The following is a 14,597-nucleotide window of genomic DNA, read 5'->3' on the forward strand; positions in this document are numbered from 1 at the left end:
GTCAGAAAGCGGCTTGAACAAGCGGTCCCGAGCCGGCCATGAGCCGTAATCGGCTCAACCAAGCGGGTTCGGGCTGTATCAGGTTTTCTGAACCTGCAGAATTGTCCGGCATGCGCCCTCAACGGGCGGCGAATCGGGGATCGGCGGCCGTGGCGGGGGCTCGTATCCAGATCCCCCGTGCGATTGTGAAGAATTCCGGGGAAAGTGCCGTATTCGAAGAATGAATCAGTCCGGACGGGGCGCCTGAATGACCTCGATTCCCGCCGAGCGGAGGGGACAGAGCAGGGTTTCCGGAGTCTGCCAGTCGGTGACGATGCAGTGAAGGTTTTCCAGCCCGGTCAGGAAGAAAAGCGAGCGCCGGTCGAACTTGGTGTGATCGAGGCAGAAGATGACCCGATCCGATGCCCGGATCATCGCCTGCTGCATATCGATCAGCAGGGAATGCGAGTTGAAGATCCCCTCCGCGGTAACTCCGCTGGCGCTCATCACCGCCACATCGGCATGGGCTTTGGAGAACGCCTCAACCGCCAGCGGACCGACCAGCACTCCCAACCGGGGATAGATCACCCCCCCGCTCACAATCACTTCGACCGAAGGGGAGGAAGAGAAGAAATTGGCCACCGGCAGGGAGTTGGTGATGATTTGCGGGCTCTTGGACTCGAGATGCCGGGCCACCTGGTAGACCGTGCTGCCGGCATCGATGATCACTGTCTGTCCGTGGTGGATCTGTTCGGCGCAGGCCAGGGCGATCGATTCTTTCTCCTTGATTGACTTGGAGTTACGCACGGTGAAGGCGTACTCGTCGACCCGGGCCGCGAGCCAGCGGGCTCCTCCGTGGGTCCGCCGGACGGTCCCGGCTTCGTCAAGGGCGGTCACATCGCGGCGGATGGTTGAAACCGAGACGCCGAGGCGGGAGGACAGCTCCTCGAGTGAGGCGAATTCCGCCTCCTTCAGGTAGTCTGCGATCCGCATCTGCCGTTCTTCAGCCTGCATCAATAGGGCTCATTTGATAGATTTTGGTAGAATATGCAACTTTTTGTTGACGTGACTTTCAGATTATTGCAAAACATACGAGTTATCTATCGGATACTTCCATGACGACCACTCCGACCCAACCTCATCGTGCCACAGTCGAGCACCTGGTCCGTCGTGTCCTTTACGAGCGTCTGGGCCGGCCGGTGCCGCGGCAGTCCCTCGGTCCGAATCCGTTGGTCGTGAACGTGAGTGCCCGTCATTGTCATCTGACCCAGGCGGCGGTCGAGACGCTCTTTGGCAAAGGTCACACCCTTCACCCGAAGAAGTGGTTGTATCAGGAAGGGCAGTATGCGGCCGAGGAGGCCGTCACCCTGATCGGGCCGCGCAGCCGGGTCGTCTCCAATCTTCGCATTCTGGGACCCTGTCGTGACATCAACCAGGTCGAGTTGGCCTTCACCGATTCCATCTCACTCGGCTTCCGGATTCCGGTGCGTCAATCCGGCAACATCGCCGGGACGCCCGGTTGCATGCTGATGGGGCCGGCCGGGTTCCTGGAACTGCCCGAAGGTGTCATCCGGGCCGCGCCTCATGCCCACATGCACCCGGACGATGCGGATCACTACGGGGTCAAGCAGGGTGACATGATGAAGCTGAAGGTGGGTGGACCCTGCAGCCTGACCCTGAATCAGCTCCTCGTGCGGGTATCCCCCGATTTCAAACTTGAGGTGCACATCGACACCGACGAGGCCAACGCCTGTGGTCTTGGACCGGATACAACGGTCGAACTGATCGCCTGAAGACCCTCTCCGCTTTCTCTCTCTGCAATCACCAACCCAAATCCAGCAAAGGAACGTTTATGAATGAGTCACTAGGAATGGTCGAAACCCGGGGCTACGTCGGCAGTGTCGAAGCCAGCGATGCCATGGTCAAGGCGGCGAGCGTCAGTCTCGTCAAGTTGGTCCAGATCGGCGGCGGAATGGTCACCGTCCTGGTCAAGGGCGATGTGGGCAGCGTCAAGGCGGCGGTGGAAGCCGGTGCCGAAGCAGCCAAGCGGGTCGGGGAGCACCTCTGCTCGAACGTCATCCCACGTCCCCATCCCGAATTGCTGAAGCAGTTCGGTCTCTGATCCACAATTCCGTACGAACAAATCAATCACACATACCATGGCACAAGATGCGTTGGGCATGATCGAAACGAAGGGCCTGAGTCCTCTTCTTGAAGCAGCAGACGCCGCCCTCAAGGCGGCCAATGTCACCATGACCGGTTGGGAAACCATCGGCAGCGGTTACGTGACCGGTTTCTTCCGGGGCGATGTCGCCGCGGTCAAGGCCGCCACCGACGCCGGGGTCGAGGCGGCCAACCGGGTGGGCGAGGTCATCAGCGTGCAGGTCCTGCCCCGGCCGCACGAAGGCCTCTCCTCGCTCGGCAAGTGGATCTGAAGCACCTCTGCTGATCGCGAATCCGGGAGTGGGGCCATCCGGCCCCGGACCCGGGCCACCATCCCTGTTCCGCAATCGTGAAGATCCTCGTCGCCAACCTCGGTTCGACTTCCTTCAAATACCGTCTCTTCGAGATGGACGGTGAGGAAGCGCGCGTCCTGGCGAAGGGCGGATTTGAACGCGTCTCCGACCACGGTGAAGCCATCGACAATTGTCTGGCTTCGCTTCGTCGGGAAGGCGTTGTCGGGTCGATCGACGATCTCGACGCGGTCGGATTCAAGGCGGTCCACGGGGGCGAAGTCTCCGGTTGCCTGCTGGCCGACGACCGGGTCCTCGCGGCTCTCGACCGCTACCGGGACATCGCTCCGGCCCATAACCCGGCTTATGCGGCCGGGATTCGGCAGTTCCGGGCCCGGTCGGCGCGGCTTCCTCTCGTCGCTCTCTTTGAGACGGCTTTCTACCAGTGGGCGCCGGAGCCGGTCCGTCATTACGCGGTGCCCCGGACCTGGCTGGAGGCGGGCGTGCGCCGCTACGGCTTCCACGGTGCGAGCCACAAGTTCGTGGCTGAACGATCGGCCGAGCTCCTCGGGCGCGACGATCTGGCGGAGGCCACCCGGCGCCTCTATCTGGACGGTCCTTCGGTTCTCAACGGACCGGATGTCCGCGTGATCTCCTGCCACCTCGGAGGGAGCAGTTCGATCGCGGGCATCCGCAATGGAGCTGCGGTCGGTTGCAGCCTCGGCTTCAGTCCCCAGTCCGGTCTTCCCCATAACAATCGGGTGGGGGACCTCGATTCGGCGGCGCTTCCCTTTGCCGTCCGCCACCTCAATCTCTCCCTCGGGGAAGCCGAGTCCCAGCTTGCCCGCGAAGGGGGCCTGTTCGGCCTTTCGGGAGTCAGCAATGATCTGCGCGACATCCGCGCAGCCGCAGTCGCGGGGAATGACCGCGCGCAGCTGGCCATCGATGTCCTCATCCAGCAGATCCGTCACTGGATCGGTTCCTTTCTGGTCGAGCTCAACGGTTGCGACGCCCTTGTCTTCACCGGGGGAATCGGGGAAAACAATCCCTGGTTGCGGGCTGCGGTCTGCCGGGAGCTGGACCAGCTCGGCATCCGCCTCGATTCGAACCGCAACGACGTTGATTTCGCGCCCGAGATCGACCTCTCGGCCGACGGGTCCGCCGCCCGGATTTTTGTCATTCCCGCCAATGAGGAACTGGTCGTCGCCCGGGAAACCCGGCGACTGGTCGGCTCCCTTCACCCACTCACCCAGGATCGCGCCAGGTCGGCTCCTTAACTCATCAACCATTCGGTCATTTCAACCAAAGCAATACCATGACTCAAAAAGCAATCGGACTCCTCGAAACCCGCGGCCTCATCGCATTGGTGCAGGGCACGGACGCCATGCTCAAGGCCGCCAATGTCGAATTGGCCGGACCGATGAAGCAGGTCGGCAATGCGCTGGTCACCGCCGTCGTCGTCGGTGACGTCGCCGCGGTCAAGGCCGCCACCGACGCCGGCGCCCAGGCCGCCTCCATGGTCGGCGAAGTCGTCAGCGTGCAGGTCATCGCCCGTCCACACGAAGACGTGGCGGAAGTGCTGCCCAAGATTCCGGCCAAGGGCGGAAAGTAAGGCCATGTTCCTCGCCCGGGTCATCGGTTCCGTTGTCTCGACCAAGAAGGACGAGACGATGAAGGGGCGCAAACTGCTCCTTCTGCGCCCCATGCTGATCGACGAAGCCGATCCGGCGAAGTTCCGGCCCGGCTCGAACACTGTCGTGGCGGTCGACGGGATGGGGGCGGGCAACGGCGAGCTGGTCCTCTTTTGTCAGGGCAGTTCGGCACGGCAGGCCACCGGGCTCAAGCAACTCCCGGTGGACGCCGCCGTCGTGGGGATCGTCGACTCGGTCGACGTCATGAACAAGCAGGTCTATCCGGGCTGATCCCGGAGCCCCTTACCGGGGACTGTGTAACCAGAAATTCAGGACATAAAGAAAATGGCAGGAAGCACTCAGATCAGTCTGGACGAATCGACCGTGCGCAGCGTGGTCGAGGAGGTCCTGCGCAGCCTGGGGCAACTCAATGGTCCGGGACCGGCACCGGCCGCGCCCGGCGCCAACGGCGGTTCCACCCGCAGCCGCCGGCATTTCGGCCTTTTTGACGACGCCGGCGAAGCCGCCCGGGCCGCTCTCGATGCCTTTCACCAGTTGAAGGAGAAAGGTGTCGCCGGTCGGGTCAAAGTGGTGGAGATCGTCAAGGGACTCTGTGAGGAGAAAGCCGTGGAATGGGGCCGGCTCGAGTTCGAGGAAACCAAGATCGGCCGGCTCGCCCACAAGATCGAGAAGCTCCAGATCGTCAAGTTGGTCCCGGGGGTCGAGTGGCTCAAGCCCTACGGCCTGAGCGGCGACCACGGCATCACCCTTGAGGAATACACGCCCTTCGGGGTGATCGGGGCGATCACCCCGGTCACGCATTCCATCCCGACCCTCAGCGGCAACGTGGTCAACATCGTGGCCGCGGGCAATGCCGTGGTCTTCAATCCTCATCCCAGTGGCGCCCGCTGCGCTGCGGTCGCGGTCCGGGCCTTCAATGAGGCCATCCACCGGGAACTCGGGATTGAGAACCTCATCTGTGCGGTCGAACACCCGACCCTCGATTCATTTGCCGCCCTCTGCAAGGCACCCGAAATCGGACTGCTTTGCGTGACCGGAGGTCCCGGTGTCGTCCAGGCCGCCATGCGCTCGGGCAAACGCGCCGTCTGCGCCGGTCCGGGCAACCCGCCCGTCCTGATCGACGATACCGCCGATATCGCGAAGGCGGCCCGCGGCATCGTTCATGGCGGGTCCTATGACAACAACCTGCTGTGCATCGGCGAGAAGGAGATCTTCGTCCTGGACACCGTGGCGGATCGCTTCATCCGCGCTTTCAAGGAAGCGGGTGCCGCCCAGCTCAACCGGAGCCAGCTCGATCGTCTGACCGCCGAGGCTTTCACCGACAGCAAGGATGCCGGCGGATGCTCACACCCGGTGCTCAACCGGACCCTGATCGGCCGGGACGCTTCGGAACTCGGGCGGGTCGCCGGGATCTCGGTCGCCGCCGACACCCAGATCCTCTTCGCCGAGACCGATCCGGATCATCCCTACGTCATGGAGGAACAGATGATGCCGATGGTCCCGGTCGTCCGGGTCAAATCCATCGAGCAGGGCATCGAATTCGCGATGAAAGCCGAGCATGGCTACAAGCACTCCTCGATCATCCACTCCCTCAACGTCGATCATATGACGGCGATGGCCCGGGCGCTCGATACCACGCTCTTCATCAAGAACGGTCCCTGCACCGCCGGTCTTGGCCTGGGGGGCGAGGGTTACCTCAGCTACTCCATCGCCACCACCACCGGCGAGGGCATCACCACCCCGAAGACGTTCACCCGCACCCGCCGGTGCGTCATGGTCGACAACCTGAAAATCTACTGATCATGCTCTACGCACGGGTGGATGGATCGGTGGTCGCGACGATTGCGCATCCCAGCATGCGCGGCCGGCGCACCGTCATCTGTCAGCCCCTCGATGCGGACGGGAACGACGACGGGGCGCCCGTCCTGGCGGTCGATCCCCTCGGCGCGGGGCTCCACCAGCGGGTCATCGTCTCCAGCGATGGATCATCCACCCGGGAACTGGTCGGCGATCCGCATTCGCCGCTGCGCAATTTCGTCGTCGGCCTGGCCGATACCTGAGGAGCTGCCTGAAACGAGATGAGACTGGGTCATGTCATCGGCAAGGTCACCCTCAATCAACGCGAACCGTCCTTTCAGGGAGGACGCTTCCTTCTGGTCCAACCGCTCGACCGCCGTCAGTTTTCCGGGGCAGACCTCCTTCCCCTGCCCAAGGCGAACAGCCTGGTCGTTTACGACAACCTTGGGGCCGGACAGGGTGACATCATCGGCTACGTCGAGGGAGCCGAAGCCACCGCACCCTTCACTCATCCCATCCCGATCGACGCCTTCAATGCGGCGATCATCGACACCATTACCTATCAACCACCTCGATCCGGAGGTTCCGACACATGAAGCAAGTCATCACTGCACGCGAAGCTGAGCAGATCCTGCGCAACGGCGGCATGGCCTCGATCCCGGCCGACGCCGTCCTCACGCCCTCGGCCCGCGATATCTTCCGCGGCGCCGGTCTCAACGGTTCCAAGCCCTCCGCCACGACGACACCGGCCGCGGCGCATGTCCCGTCGGCCATGAAGGCCGAACCGATCATCCCGGATCATGAATACCGCTGGACGCCCGGATCCGATCCGAAAACACCCGCGGAAGTGGCCGCGTTTTTCGTCTCGCCCGCCATCGAAGCGGTCAAGCGGCACATGGTGGATATCGGCCGTCGGATCTGGGAGAAGGATTATGTCGACGGCAACGGCGGCAACATCACGGTCCGGGTCGGCGACAATCTCGTGCTCTGCACCCCGACCCTCATTTCCAAGGGCTTCATGAAGGCGGAGGACATCTGCCTGGTCGATCTGGAGGGACGCCAACTCGCCGGCAACCTGCGCCGGACGAGCGAGGTCCTGACCCACATCGGCATCATGACCCGCCAACCCAAGTGCAAGTCCTGCGTGCACGCCCACCCGCCGCACGCCACGGCTTTCGCGGTGGCCTCGGTCGTCCCGCCCAGCTGCATGATTCCGGAGGCCGAGGTTTTCCTCGGCCAGATCGGTTTCGCCCCTTACCAGACCCCCGGCACCCCGGAGAACTCCCAGACGGTCGGCGAGATCGGGGTCAATCACCAGTCGATCATCATGCAGAACCACGGGGTCATCTGCTGGGGCAAGGATGTCGAGGACGCCTACTGGAAGATGGAAAACACCGATGCCTACTGCAAAACGATCTGGATCGCCTCGCAGCTGGGCAACGGACTTCACACCTTCGGCAAGGACAAGCTCCAGGACCTCATTGCCATCCGCAAGAAACTCGGGATGGACGATATCCGTTCCGAATGGAAGGAGTGCGAACTCTGCGACAACTCGGACTTCCAGCCGGGCGTGGTCTGCACGATTCCGCCGGCCGCCTCCGGCGCAGGTTCCCGACCGGCCCCTTCGGCTGAGCCCGACCCGCAGCTCGAAGCTCTTGTCTCGAAGATCACCAGCCAGATCATGGAGAAGCTCGAAAACTGATCCCGCGAACCCGATCCCATGAAAGTCACCATCGTTGGCGGCGGAGGCCGCGTCGGATCCAATGCCGCCTTTGCCCTGCAATGCGCCGGTATTGTACCGGAAATTCAGATACTTGACGCCAATGTCGAGATGGCCGAGGGCGAGGCTCTCGACCTGCTCCATGGCACGTCCGTCATCGCCGATCAACGGATCTATGCGGGCGACTATGCCCGCGCGGCGGATTCGGACATGTTTGTCATCACGGCCGGGCTCCGGCGCAAGCCGGACGAATCGCGCCTCGACCTGATCAACCGCAACGTCTCGCTCTTCCTGCAGATCCTCGAGAGCATCAAGTCGGCGGGGACACGCTCCGACGCCGTCATCTTCGTCGTTTCCAACCCGGTGGACATCCTGACCCAGCTGGCCGTCCAGAAACTGGGACTGCCCTGGAGCCAGGTCATCGGTCTGGGCACCATGCTCGATACGGCCCGCTTTCGGTCGCTCATCGCGGAGGAACTCAAACAGGCGCCGACCCAGGTCAAGGCCCTCATCCTGGGCGAGCACGGCGATTCCATGGTTCCCATCTGGTCATCGGCCACGGTCAACGGCATGTCGATGGGCAAGCTCAAGGGATTCGGCGCACCGTTCCAGGCGAAGATTTTCGACCGGACCAAGGGAAGTGGTGCCGAAGTCATCCGCCGCAAGGGCGGAGCGGGCTGGGCGGTCGGCCTGACCATCGCGGAGGTGGTGCACAGCGTCGCCCTCGACCGTCGCCAGCTCCTGCCGGTCTCCTCGCTTCAACAGGGAACCTTCGGCCTGCGCAATGTCGCCTTGAGCGTGCCGACCGTGGTGGGCCGCCGGGGCGTCCTTCAGCAGGTCGAGATCGAACTCTGGCCGAAGGAACTCCAGGCTCTCCAGAATTCCGCACGCTCGCTCCAGGCCACCTGGACCAAGGTCTCGGGATAGAGGCTGTTGTGCACTTTCAGCCTGGATGACCCTGTAGGAACAGCCTGCCAAGGCGTCAGATGCCAAGAAATGTAGCAACGCCGCTGTGTCGGCGTTCTCGAGGCAAGGGAACACTTCGACACAGCGAAGTGGCTACACCAGACCAGCCATGACTTGCTAAAGCGACCATGAATCCAAAGTGCATAACAGCCTCTGGTCGTGGTCGTGGCCGAGCGCGACGGTTGCAGCTGCAGTGATCTGGATTCGGCAGGTGGATGGGTCACTCCCTGTGCCGGCGCAGCCATGTGAAGCCGGATGTCGACGCCTTCTTCGGTAGAGTCTGTCGACTTCTGACTTGCCGCGACCCGGCCCGCACGCCGTATTGCGGGTGTGTCGGTCTCCTTTCAGAGAATCGGAGTGGTCGGGGCGGGAGCGGTCGGCGCCTATTACGGCGCCCGCCTCCAACGGGTCGGAAACCGGGTCGCCTTTCTTCTGCGGAGCGATCTGGAATCCGTCCGTCAACACGGTTTTCGTATCCGGGCGGCCGATGGCGCCTTTGACCTGCCCGAGGTCGAGGCCTATGCCTCGACCCGCGAGATGGGGACGTGCAACCTGGTCATCATCGCGCTCAAGGCGACCTCCAATTCCCTTCTGCCGACTCTCCTGCCTCCTCTGATCGGCCCGGACACCGTTCTCCTGACCCTGCAGAATGGCCTGGGGGGCGATGCCTTTCTCGCGGAGCACTTTGGACGGGAAAGAGTCCTGGCCGGCCTCTGCTTCGTCTGCCTGAACCGGACAGCCCCGGGTCTGATCGAGAATGCCATCGAGGGGTACATCACGCTCGGGGCTTTCGACGGGCACGTCGACGGGCGGGTCGAGGAAGTGGCCCGCATCTTCCGGGAGGCCGGTGTCCGCATCCACCTCTCCGATGACATACCGGCGGTCCGTTGGCGGAAGCTGGTCTGGAATATCCCCTTCAACGGTCTGACCATCACAGCGGGCGGTGTCCCCACAGATCGGATACTCTCCGATCCGTCCCTTGTTGCGGAGGTCCGCCTCCTCATGGCGGAAGTGGCCCGGGCGTCGACCGCTTTCGGGCACGAGATCCCGGCGTCCTTTCTCGACCGGCAGATTGAGTTGACCGGTCCAATGGGCGCCTACCAACCCTCCAGCCTGGTGGATTTCCTGGCCGGGCGGGAGGTCGAACTGGAAGCCATCTGGGGCGAGCCCCTGCGGCAGGCCGAGGCGGCGGGCGTCTCCATGCCCCGTTTGCGCCGTCTGTATCAGGCCATCCGACAAGCCATTGCCGACCGCGGGGGCTGAGTGAGGTTGCCCCGGGGCACTGCCGGAAACGGGCGTTGGGTGTGGCCGCGGCATCCGTGGTAAGCCTGTCGAACCCAGTCCCCGGCCGCGCATCCATATCGGTTTTCGTAACGATTGATTTCCCTGTCCGACCGGTTCAGAGTGCGGTTTGTCATGAACCCCCTATTCTATTCCGCCCTGAGCCCGGGAGCCGTCTCCCTGTCGCCGTCCGACTTTGCCGGTGCGGCCTCGCTGGCCGCCGCCGGTGGTTTTGCCGGACTGGAGATTCCGGTCACTTCGCTGGGAGCGGAAACCGATGATGCATCCATCCGGCGCATCCTCGAGAGCAACCGGCTTCGGCCGGCGGGATGGGGGCTTCCGGTCGAATGGAGACGCGATGAAGCCGTCTGGAAGGAAGGCCTGAAGAATCTTCCGGCTTGGGCAAAGCGGGCGGCGGCGCTCGGGTCCGACCGATGCTCCACCTGGGTGCTGTCCTTTTCAGACGAATGCGCGTTCGATGAGAACCTCGCTTTCCACGTGGAGCGGCTCAACCCGATCGCGGCGATCCTTGCGGATCATGGTTGCCGATTCGGGCTGGAGTACCTGGGCCCGCGGACCATCCGCGAAGGACACCGCCATGCATTCATCCATACTGCGGAAGAGATGCTGCGTCTGTGCCGGCTGGTGGGGCCGCTGACCGGGTTGCTCCTCGATTCCTGGCATTGGTTCACCGCGGGGGAGACGATCGATTCGATCCTGAAGCTCTCCGCATCGGACGTGGTTTATGTCCATGTCAACGACGCTCCGGAAGGGATCCCCCTCGACCAACAGATCGACAACCGCCGGTGTCTGCCCGGGGCGACCGGCGTGATCCCGATCGGTTCCTTCCTCGAGGCATTGGTCAGGATAGGTTACGATGGACCGGTGGTTCCTGAACCGTTTGACGCAAATCTGGCGACCATGGCCGACGACCGCGCCCGGGTCGCGGCGGCGGGAGACTCCATGCGGGCGATCTGGAAGGTCGCCGGGTTTTAGGAGGGGGACTTTCGTGCGCCGTCCGCTGATGAGGATGTCGCAACGCCGCTGCGCCGGTGTTCCCGTAAACTGCTACACTTCGACACAGCGAAGTGGCTACACCCGGGCGGAAAGAACAAATGTGGTTGCACTGGGCCGGTTCAGACACGCGTCCCGTTTGATCGGGACGCGTGCTTGCTTGAACCAACCATCTCTGAACCTACGGAACCCTGTGATTCCAGATGTCGCGGGCGTCTTCGCGATTATGACACAGGCTGGTGTGCGGACGAACCGAACACAGCTTGTTCATGCAGGTGACCTCGACGGTCCAATGCTCGGACGCCCACTCCCTGAAATCGGGCAGGGTTCCGCAGAAGGGGCACGGAAGCAGCGTGTCTTCCGAAAGTCTCTTGAGGGTCTTGGGGTCCCGGTGGAGCGAGTTCATCGGCATGATGCATCCTCCGGGTTGCCCTTTGGCATCGTCACGATCTGGTGACCGGGAACCTCAAGCAGGGAATGCCGCTTGCGTTTGCGGTTTTCCACCCAACTCATGCTGGAAACCGGGAACTCAATCACCGGCCGGGTGGAAGTTGGATGGGTCGGAAGCGGACGCGAACTGCGGATCTCGTAAACGGGATCAGCAAAGTGGATGAGGGTGGTCTGCCGTTTCCGAAGGAGCGGCAGGCGGCTGAGTGTTTTGATTCTGAATTTCATGGCTCAAGCAAGGGCTATTCATCAGATGTGGAGGGTTGTCGGACACCACACTAGAATACCACGAATCCGGTGGCGCGCTTGGGAAAGGGGTTGGGCGGATGATCGCGCGGGAAGAATGGTCATCCGACCGGGATCAACGGCTTGCAGTCCAAAAGGAGTTGAACCAACCTCACCCCGTCATGAATGCCCTTATCGTTGACGATGAACGTCTGGCCCGCGCGGAACTCAAGGGCATGCTTGGAGCCCATCCCGGCATCACGGTCGTCGGCGAAGCCGCCGGCGTGGATGAAGCCGTCACCGCGATCGAGGCCCTCAGCCCGGACCTTCTCTTTCTTGATATTCACATGCCGGGAGCGGACGGGTTCGAGCTTCTTGAGCGGTTGCCTCCTCCCGTGCCCAAGGTGGTCTTCACCACCGCCTTTGCCGAGCACGCCGTCGACGCCTTTGCCGTCAACGCCATCGATTACCTGCTCAAACCGATCGACCCGGACCGCCTGGCCGAGTCGATCGCGCGTCTTGAGGACGGCATCGGTTCACCGGGGCACGGGGTCGGGCGGGCGGAGGGCCGTCTCGGGCCGACCGACAAGGTCTTCGTGCGCGACGGCGACCGTTGCTGGTTTGTCGAGGTGGCCGAACTGCGCCTGCTCGAATCGGAGGGCAATTACACCCGGATTGTCTTCGAGCAGGAGAAGCCCCTTCTTCTGCGTTCCCTCAATGTTCTTGAGGGGCGGCTGGATCCCGCCGTTTTCTTCCGGGCGAATCGCAGCCAGATCATCAATCTGAAGTGGATCGACAAGATCGAGCCCTGGTTCAGCGGCAGCTACCGGGTGACGCTGAAGGGTGGGGAACAGGTCGATCTTTCCCGCCGGAAGGCCAAGCTCTTCCGGGATACCATGAGCCTCTGAAACATGGGTGATCATCATCCCTCGGGGCCGGGAACGGGTGACCTGGAAGCGACCCCGCCGCGCCGTCTGGTCCGCCTCTATGGGCGGCTCATGCTGGCAGCCATCGCCCTCTTCCTTGTCGGATTGATGGCCGTGGCGTTCCGGATTCATGAAGCGCAACGCGATCGGGCTCTCGAGGCTCTCCAGGCGCAGTTCGACGAACGCGTCGCGCGTCTGGCGGCCGCCACCGGATCCATCGAGTCGTATGTCCGGCAGTTCACGGATCAGGCCAATGGCTATCTCTCCGGAGGGTGGCGGCTGGTGGCGGCGACCGACCCGGGATCATTGCTGCGGCCGGTGCCCGGCGGATCCGGATTCGAACTGCCCGATGCCCATTGGCGGCAGGATGGCGAGCCCGGAGGCAATCTGATCGCGGCCCATCCCGCGTCCGAGTGGGATGAACGGCAAAGGTTGGTCTCGGGTCTGGCCGTGTTCCTGCAGGGCTATCAGCGGGCGGTCCATCGCGAGCTCGACGCCGTCCTCTTGAGCTATTTTTTCTCCTCAGGAAAGGATCTGCTCGGAATTTTCCCCTATGTTCCCGCGGAGGAATTCCTGCGATCCTCAACGACCCGGGATCTGGCGTCGGCGCTCGCCTTCGCCTGGGAACCCTACGGTGACCTGGAGGTATCCGCGTCGTCCTCACCCCGGCCATTCTGGACTCAGCCTTACGAGGACCGGGCCGGGCACGGGATGATGGTCAGTCGGGTGGAACCGGTGCTTCTTTCCGGAGAGATGGTCGGGGTGGTCGGAGCCGATGTGACGCTTGAGCGGCTTGAGGAATTCGTGGATCCTCTGCCGGGTCCGGCCGGCGTCCTCGTCCTCGTCACCAACTCCGGTCTGGTTCTTGCCGATGCGAGGGAGACGGAACTGAGCCCGACCGAAATCGCAGGCCTCCGGCGCCTGATCGGGCCGCACCTTCCCGCGGATGCCGAAGCCTCCACCCCGGCTCTCCTGCTCCGCAATTCGACTTTCCGGGTCCTGCTCGAGGGAGTTCCCGGTGTGCCGTGGACCGTGGCCTATGCGGTCAGGGATCGTGATCTCAGCGATTTCCTTTCGGGTCAGCGGTTCGCCCTCATCGGGATGGTCGGAGGTGTCGGAGTGTTCCTCATCGGAGGATTCTTTCTGGTCGCCCGGACCTTTATCCGGCCGGCTCTGCGGGCGGAAGAGTCCCTGCTCGACTCGCTCCAGAAGGAGGCTGAGCTCGCGACTCTGCGATCACAGATCAATCCGCATTTTCTCTTCAACAGCCTGAACTCGGTCCGGGCCCTCGTTCGGCTCGATCCCGAACAGGCGCGGGTCGCGGTCACCCGTCTGTCCTCCATCCTGCGGGTCGCCCTGGAGGTCGGCAAACGCCGGGTCATTCCCCTCAAGGAGGAAATGTCCGTGGTCACCGATTACCTGGCTCTCGAAGCGATGCGTTTTGAGGAGCGCCTCTCGGTCGAAGTGGACGTTGCCGATGGACTCGATGAAGCCCGGGTGCCCCCGATGCTTATCCAGACTCTGGTCGAAAACGCGGTCAAACACGGGGTTGAAGCACAGGGAGAGAGCGGTGTCATCCGACTGCGGATCTGGTCGGAGGGCAAGAGCCTGATAGTCACCGTAACCAACCCCGGGCGGCTGGCCCGCGCTTCCCGTTCCACCCGGGTGGGACTGCGCAACGCACGGGACCGATTGGCCATTCTCTTCGGTGAAGAGGCATCCATCTCGCTTGAGGAGATCGATGGCGAACGGGTCCGGGCGGAGGCCCGCTTCCCCTTGATCACGACCGACGACCAATGACCCACCTTCCGTCGCCGCTGACAGGGACGGCCTGACCGTTCATAACATAACCCACCCGAAGACCTCCGGGTAAGCTAAAGTATCGAGCGGAGGATGCGTCGTGACCTGGTCTCCAGGCGCTGGCGTGAGTGACCCGCGTGAATCTCCCCGCTCGGGTCGCTCCCTCCAACTGGCTCCGGGCGGGATTCCCTCCCTCCCCCCGTCCTTCCCGGATCGAAGTCAGAACCTGGGTTCCGCCGCTTTCTGCGGCGGAACCCGCTTGCTTTGGAGGGCAGGGGCGATCATCCTGCCGCTTAGCCGCGACCATGGAGTCGGAAGTTGAGAGATGAGGCAGGAT

18 protein-coding genes are annotated in these 14,597 nt (G+C 63.1%); 15 read left to right on the top strand and 3 right to left on the bottom strand.

Features of this window, described 5'->3' with window-relative positions:
* Positions 1 to 225: 225 nt before the first annotated feature.
* The gene (locus R3F07_03470) at positions 226 to 993 is read right to left on the bottom strand and encodes a DeoR/GlpR family DNA-binding transcription regulator (protein ID MEZ5275424.1); all 768 of its coding nucleotides are present in this window, start codon (positions 991 to 993) and stop codon (positions 226 to 228) included.
* 101 nt (positions 994 to 1,094) lie between these two features.
* On the opposite strand from R3F07_03470, the gene R3F07_03475 reads away from it, so the two are divergent.
* The 13 genes from R3F07_03475 (at position 1,095) to R3F07_03535 (ending at position 10,844) form a co-directional block, all read left to right on the top strand.
* Positions 1,095 to 1,772 carry a phosphate propanoyltransferase gene (locus tag R3F07_03475; protein MEZ5275425.1) on the top strand — a complete coding sequence of 226 codons (678 nt, stop codon included), beginning with the start codon at positions 1,095 to 1,097 and terminating at the stop codon, positions 1,770 to 1,772.
* Positions 1,773 to 1,831: 59 nt separating this feature from the next.
* Positions 1,832 to 2,101 (top strand): BMC domain-containing protein, encoded by a 270-nt coding sequence (locus R3F07_03480; protein ID MEZ5275426.1) that lies wholly within the window; start codon positions 1,832 to 1,834, stop codon positions 2,099 to 2,101.
* A gap of 37 nt (positions 2,102 to 2,138) precedes the next feature.
* Positions 2,139 to 2,414 (top strand): BMC domain-containing protein, encoded by a 276-nt coding sequence (locus tag R3F07_03485; protein MEZ5275427.1) that lies wholly within the window; start codon positions 2,139 to 2,141, stop codon positions 2,412 to 2,414.
* Positions 2,415 to 2,491: 77 nt separating this feature from the next.
* Complete coding sequence (locus R3F07_03490; GenBank protein MEZ5275428.1) at positions 2,492 to 3,709, top strand: acetate kinase; 1,218 nt, start codon at positions 2,492 to 2,494, stop codon at positions 3,707 to 3,709.
* 38 nt (positions 3,710 to 3,747) lie between these two features.
* Positions 3,748 to 4,044 (top strand): BMC domain-containing protein, encoded by a 297-nt coding sequence (locus tag R3F07_03495; protein MEZ5275429.1) that lies wholly within the window; start codon positions 3,748 to 3,750, stop codon positions 4,042 to 4,044.
* Positions 4,045 to 4,048: 4 nt separating this feature from the next.
* The gene (locus R3F07_03500) at positions 4,049 to 4,354 is read left to right on the top strand and encodes a EutN/CcmL family microcompartment protein (protein ID MEZ5275430.1); all 306 of its coding nucleotides are present in this window, start codon (positions 4,049 to 4,051) and stop codon (positions 4,352 to 4,354) included.
* Positions 4,355 to 4,408: 54 nt separating this feature from the next.
* On the top strand, positions 4,409 to 5,884 hold the full coding sequence (locus R3F07_03505; GenBank protein ID MEZ5275431.1) for an aldehyde dehydrogenase: 1,476 nt from the start codon (positions 4,409 to 4,411) through the stop codon (positions 5,882 to 5,884).
* A gap of 2 nt (positions 5,885 to 5,886) precedes the next feature.
* Positions 5,887 to 6,144 (top strand): EutN/CcmL family microcompartment protein, encoded by a 258-nt coding sequence (locus R3F07_03510; protein ID MEZ5275432.1) that lies wholly within the window; start codon positions 5,887 to 5,889, stop codon positions 6,142 to 6,144.
* A gap of 18 nt (positions 6,145 to 6,162) precedes the next feature.
* On the top strand, positions 6,163 to 6,477 hold the full coding sequence (locus R3F07_03515) for a EutN/CcmL family microcompartment protein (GenBank protein ID MEZ5275433.1): 315 nt from the start codon (positions 6,163 to 6,165) through the stop codon (positions 6,475 to 6,477).
* The gene (locus R3F07_03520) at positions 6,474 to 7,583 is read left to right on the top strand and encodes a class II aldolase/adducin family protein (GenBank protein ID MEZ5275434.1); all 1,110 of its coding nucleotides are present in this window, start codon (positions 6,474 to 6,476) and stop codon (positions 7,581 to 7,583) included. Before R3F07_03515 ends, R3F07_03520 begins: the two co-directional genes overlap by 4 nt.
* Before the next feature lie 18 nt (positions 7,584 to 7,601).
* Positions 7,602 to 8,528: a lactate/malate dehydrogenase family protein gene (locus tag R3F07_03525; protein ID MEZ5275435.1), complete on the top strand. Its 927-nt coding sequence runs from the start codon at positions 7,602 to 7,604 to the stop codon at positions 8,526 to 8,528.
* 396 nt (positions 8,529 to 8,924) lie between these two features.
* Positions 8,925 to 9,830: a 2-dehydropantoate 2-reductase gene (locus R3F07_03530; GenBank protein ID MEZ5275436.1), complete on the top strand. Its 906-nt coding sequence runs from the start codon at positions 8,925 to 8,927 to the stop codon at positions 9,828 to 9,830.
* Between the two features lie 153 nt (positions 9,831 to 9,983).
* Positions 9,984 to 10,844, top strand: coding sequence for a sugar phosphate isomerase/epimerase family protein (locus tag R3F07_03535; GenBank protein ID MEZ5275437.1), 861 nt, complete (start codon positions 9,984 to 9,986; stop codon positions 10,842 to 10,844).
* 199 nt (positions 10,845 to 11,043) lie between these two features.
* Here R3F07_03535 and R3F07_03540 read toward each other — a convergent pair whose 3' ends face one another.
* Both R3F07_03540 and R3F07_03545 read right to left on the bottom strand, forming a co-directional pair.
* Entirely contained in the window at positions 11,044 to 11,274 is a 231-nt protein-coding gene (locus R3F07_03540) for a hypothetical protein (GenBank protein ID MEZ5275438.1), read from the bottom strand.
* Positions 11,265 to 11,537 (bottom strand): hypothetical protein, encoded by a 273-nt coding sequence (locus R3F07_03545; GenBank protein MEZ5275439.1) that lies wholly within the window; start codon positions 11,535 to 11,537, stop codon positions 11,265 to 11,267. Before R3F07_03545 ends, R3F07_03540 begins: the two co-directional genes overlap by 10 nt.
* A gap of 179 nt (positions 11,538 to 11,716) precedes the next feature.
* Here R3F07_03545 and R3F07_03550 point away from each other — a divergent pair, with 179 nt between their 5' ends.
* A complete protein-coding gene (locus R3F07_03550; protein ID MEZ5275440.1) occupies positions 11,717 to 12,442 on the top strand; it encodes a LytTR family DNA-binding domain-containing protein in 726 nt (241 codons plus the stop codon).
* 3 nt (positions 12,443 to 12,445) lie between these two features.
* Positions 12,446 to 14,260 (top strand): histidine kinase, encoded by a 1,815-nt coding sequence (locus tag R3F07_03555; GenBank protein MEZ5275441.1) that lies wholly within the window; start codon positions 12,446 to 12,448, stop codon positions 14,258 to 14,260.
* Positions 14,261 to 14,597: the final 337 nt, after the last annotated feature.

This window comes from Opitutaceae bacterium, from assembly GCA_041395105.1.
Classification (GTDB): domain Bacteria; phylum Verrucomicrobiota; class Verrucomicrobiia; order Opitutales; family Opitutaceae; genus B12-G4.

Excerpts from the sequence above, each read along its gene's own strand:
- R3F07_03470 (MEZ5275424.1), bottom strand. The coding sequence starts at position 993 with ATGCAGGCTGAAGAACGGCAGATGCGGATCGCAGACTACCTGAAGGAG.
- R3F07_03505 (MEZ5275431.1), top strand. The coding sequence starts at position 4,409 with ATGGCAGGAAGCACTCAGATCAGTCTGGACGAATCGACCGTGCGCAGC.
- R3F07_03535 (MEZ5275437.1), top strand. The coding sequence starts at position 9,984 with ATGAACCCCCTATTCTATTCCGCCCTGAGCCCGGGAGCCGTCTCCCTG.
- R3F07_03495 (MEZ5275429.1), top strand. The coding sequence starts at position 3,748 with ATGACTCAAAAAGCAATCGGACTCCTCGAAACCCGCGGCCTCATCGCA.
- R3F07_03480 (MEZ5275426.1), top strand. The coding sequence starts at position 1,832 with ATGAATGAGTCACTAGGAATGGTCGAAACCCGGGGCTACGTCGGCAGT.
- R3F07_03500 (MEZ5275430.1), top strand. The coding sequence starts at position 4,049 with ATGTTCCTCGCCCGGGTCATCGGTTCCGTTGTCTCGACCAAGAAGGAC.
- R3F07_03540 (MEZ5275438.1), bottom strand. The coding sequence starts at position 11,274 with ATGCCGATGAACTCGCTCCACCGGGACCCCAAGACCCTCAAGAGACTT.
- R3F07_03515 (MEZ5275433.1), top strand. The coding sequence starts at position 6,163 with ATGAGACTGGGTCATGTCATCGGCAAGGTCACCCTCAATCAACGCGAA.
- R3F07_03550 (MEZ5275440.1), top strand. The coding sequence starts at position 11,717 with ATGAATGCCCTTATCGTTGACGATGAACGTCTGGCCCGCGCGGAACTC.
- R3F07_03485 (MEZ5275427.1), top strand. The coding sequence starts at position 2,139 with ATGGCACAAGATGCGTTGGGCATGATCGAAACGAAGGGCCTGAGTCCT.
- R3F07_03545 (MEZ5275439.1), bottom strand. The coding sequence starts at position 11,537 with ATGAAATTCAGAATCAAAACACTCAGCCGCCTGCCGCTCCTTCGGAAA.
- R3F07_03555 (MEZ5275441.1), top strand. The coding sequence starts at position 12,446 with ATGGGTGATCATCATCCCTCGGGGCCGGGAACGGGTGACCTGGAAGCG.
- R3F07_03510 (MEZ5275432.1), top strand. The coding sequence starts at position 5,887 with ATGCTCTACGCACGGGTGGATGGATCGGTGGTCGCGACGATTGCGCAT.
- R3F07_03525 (MEZ5275435.1), top strand. The coding sequence starts at position 7,602 with ATGAAAGTCACCATCGTTGGCGGCGGAGGCCGCGTCGGATCCAATGCC.
- R3F07_03520 (MEZ5275434.1), top strand. The coding sequence starts at position 6,474 with ATGAAGCAAGTCATCACTGCACGCGAAGCTGAGCAGATCCTGCGCAAC.
- R3F07_03475 (MEZ5275425.1), top strand. The coding sequence starts at position 1,095 with ATGACGACCACTCCGACCCAACCTCATCGTGCCACAGTCGAGCACCTG.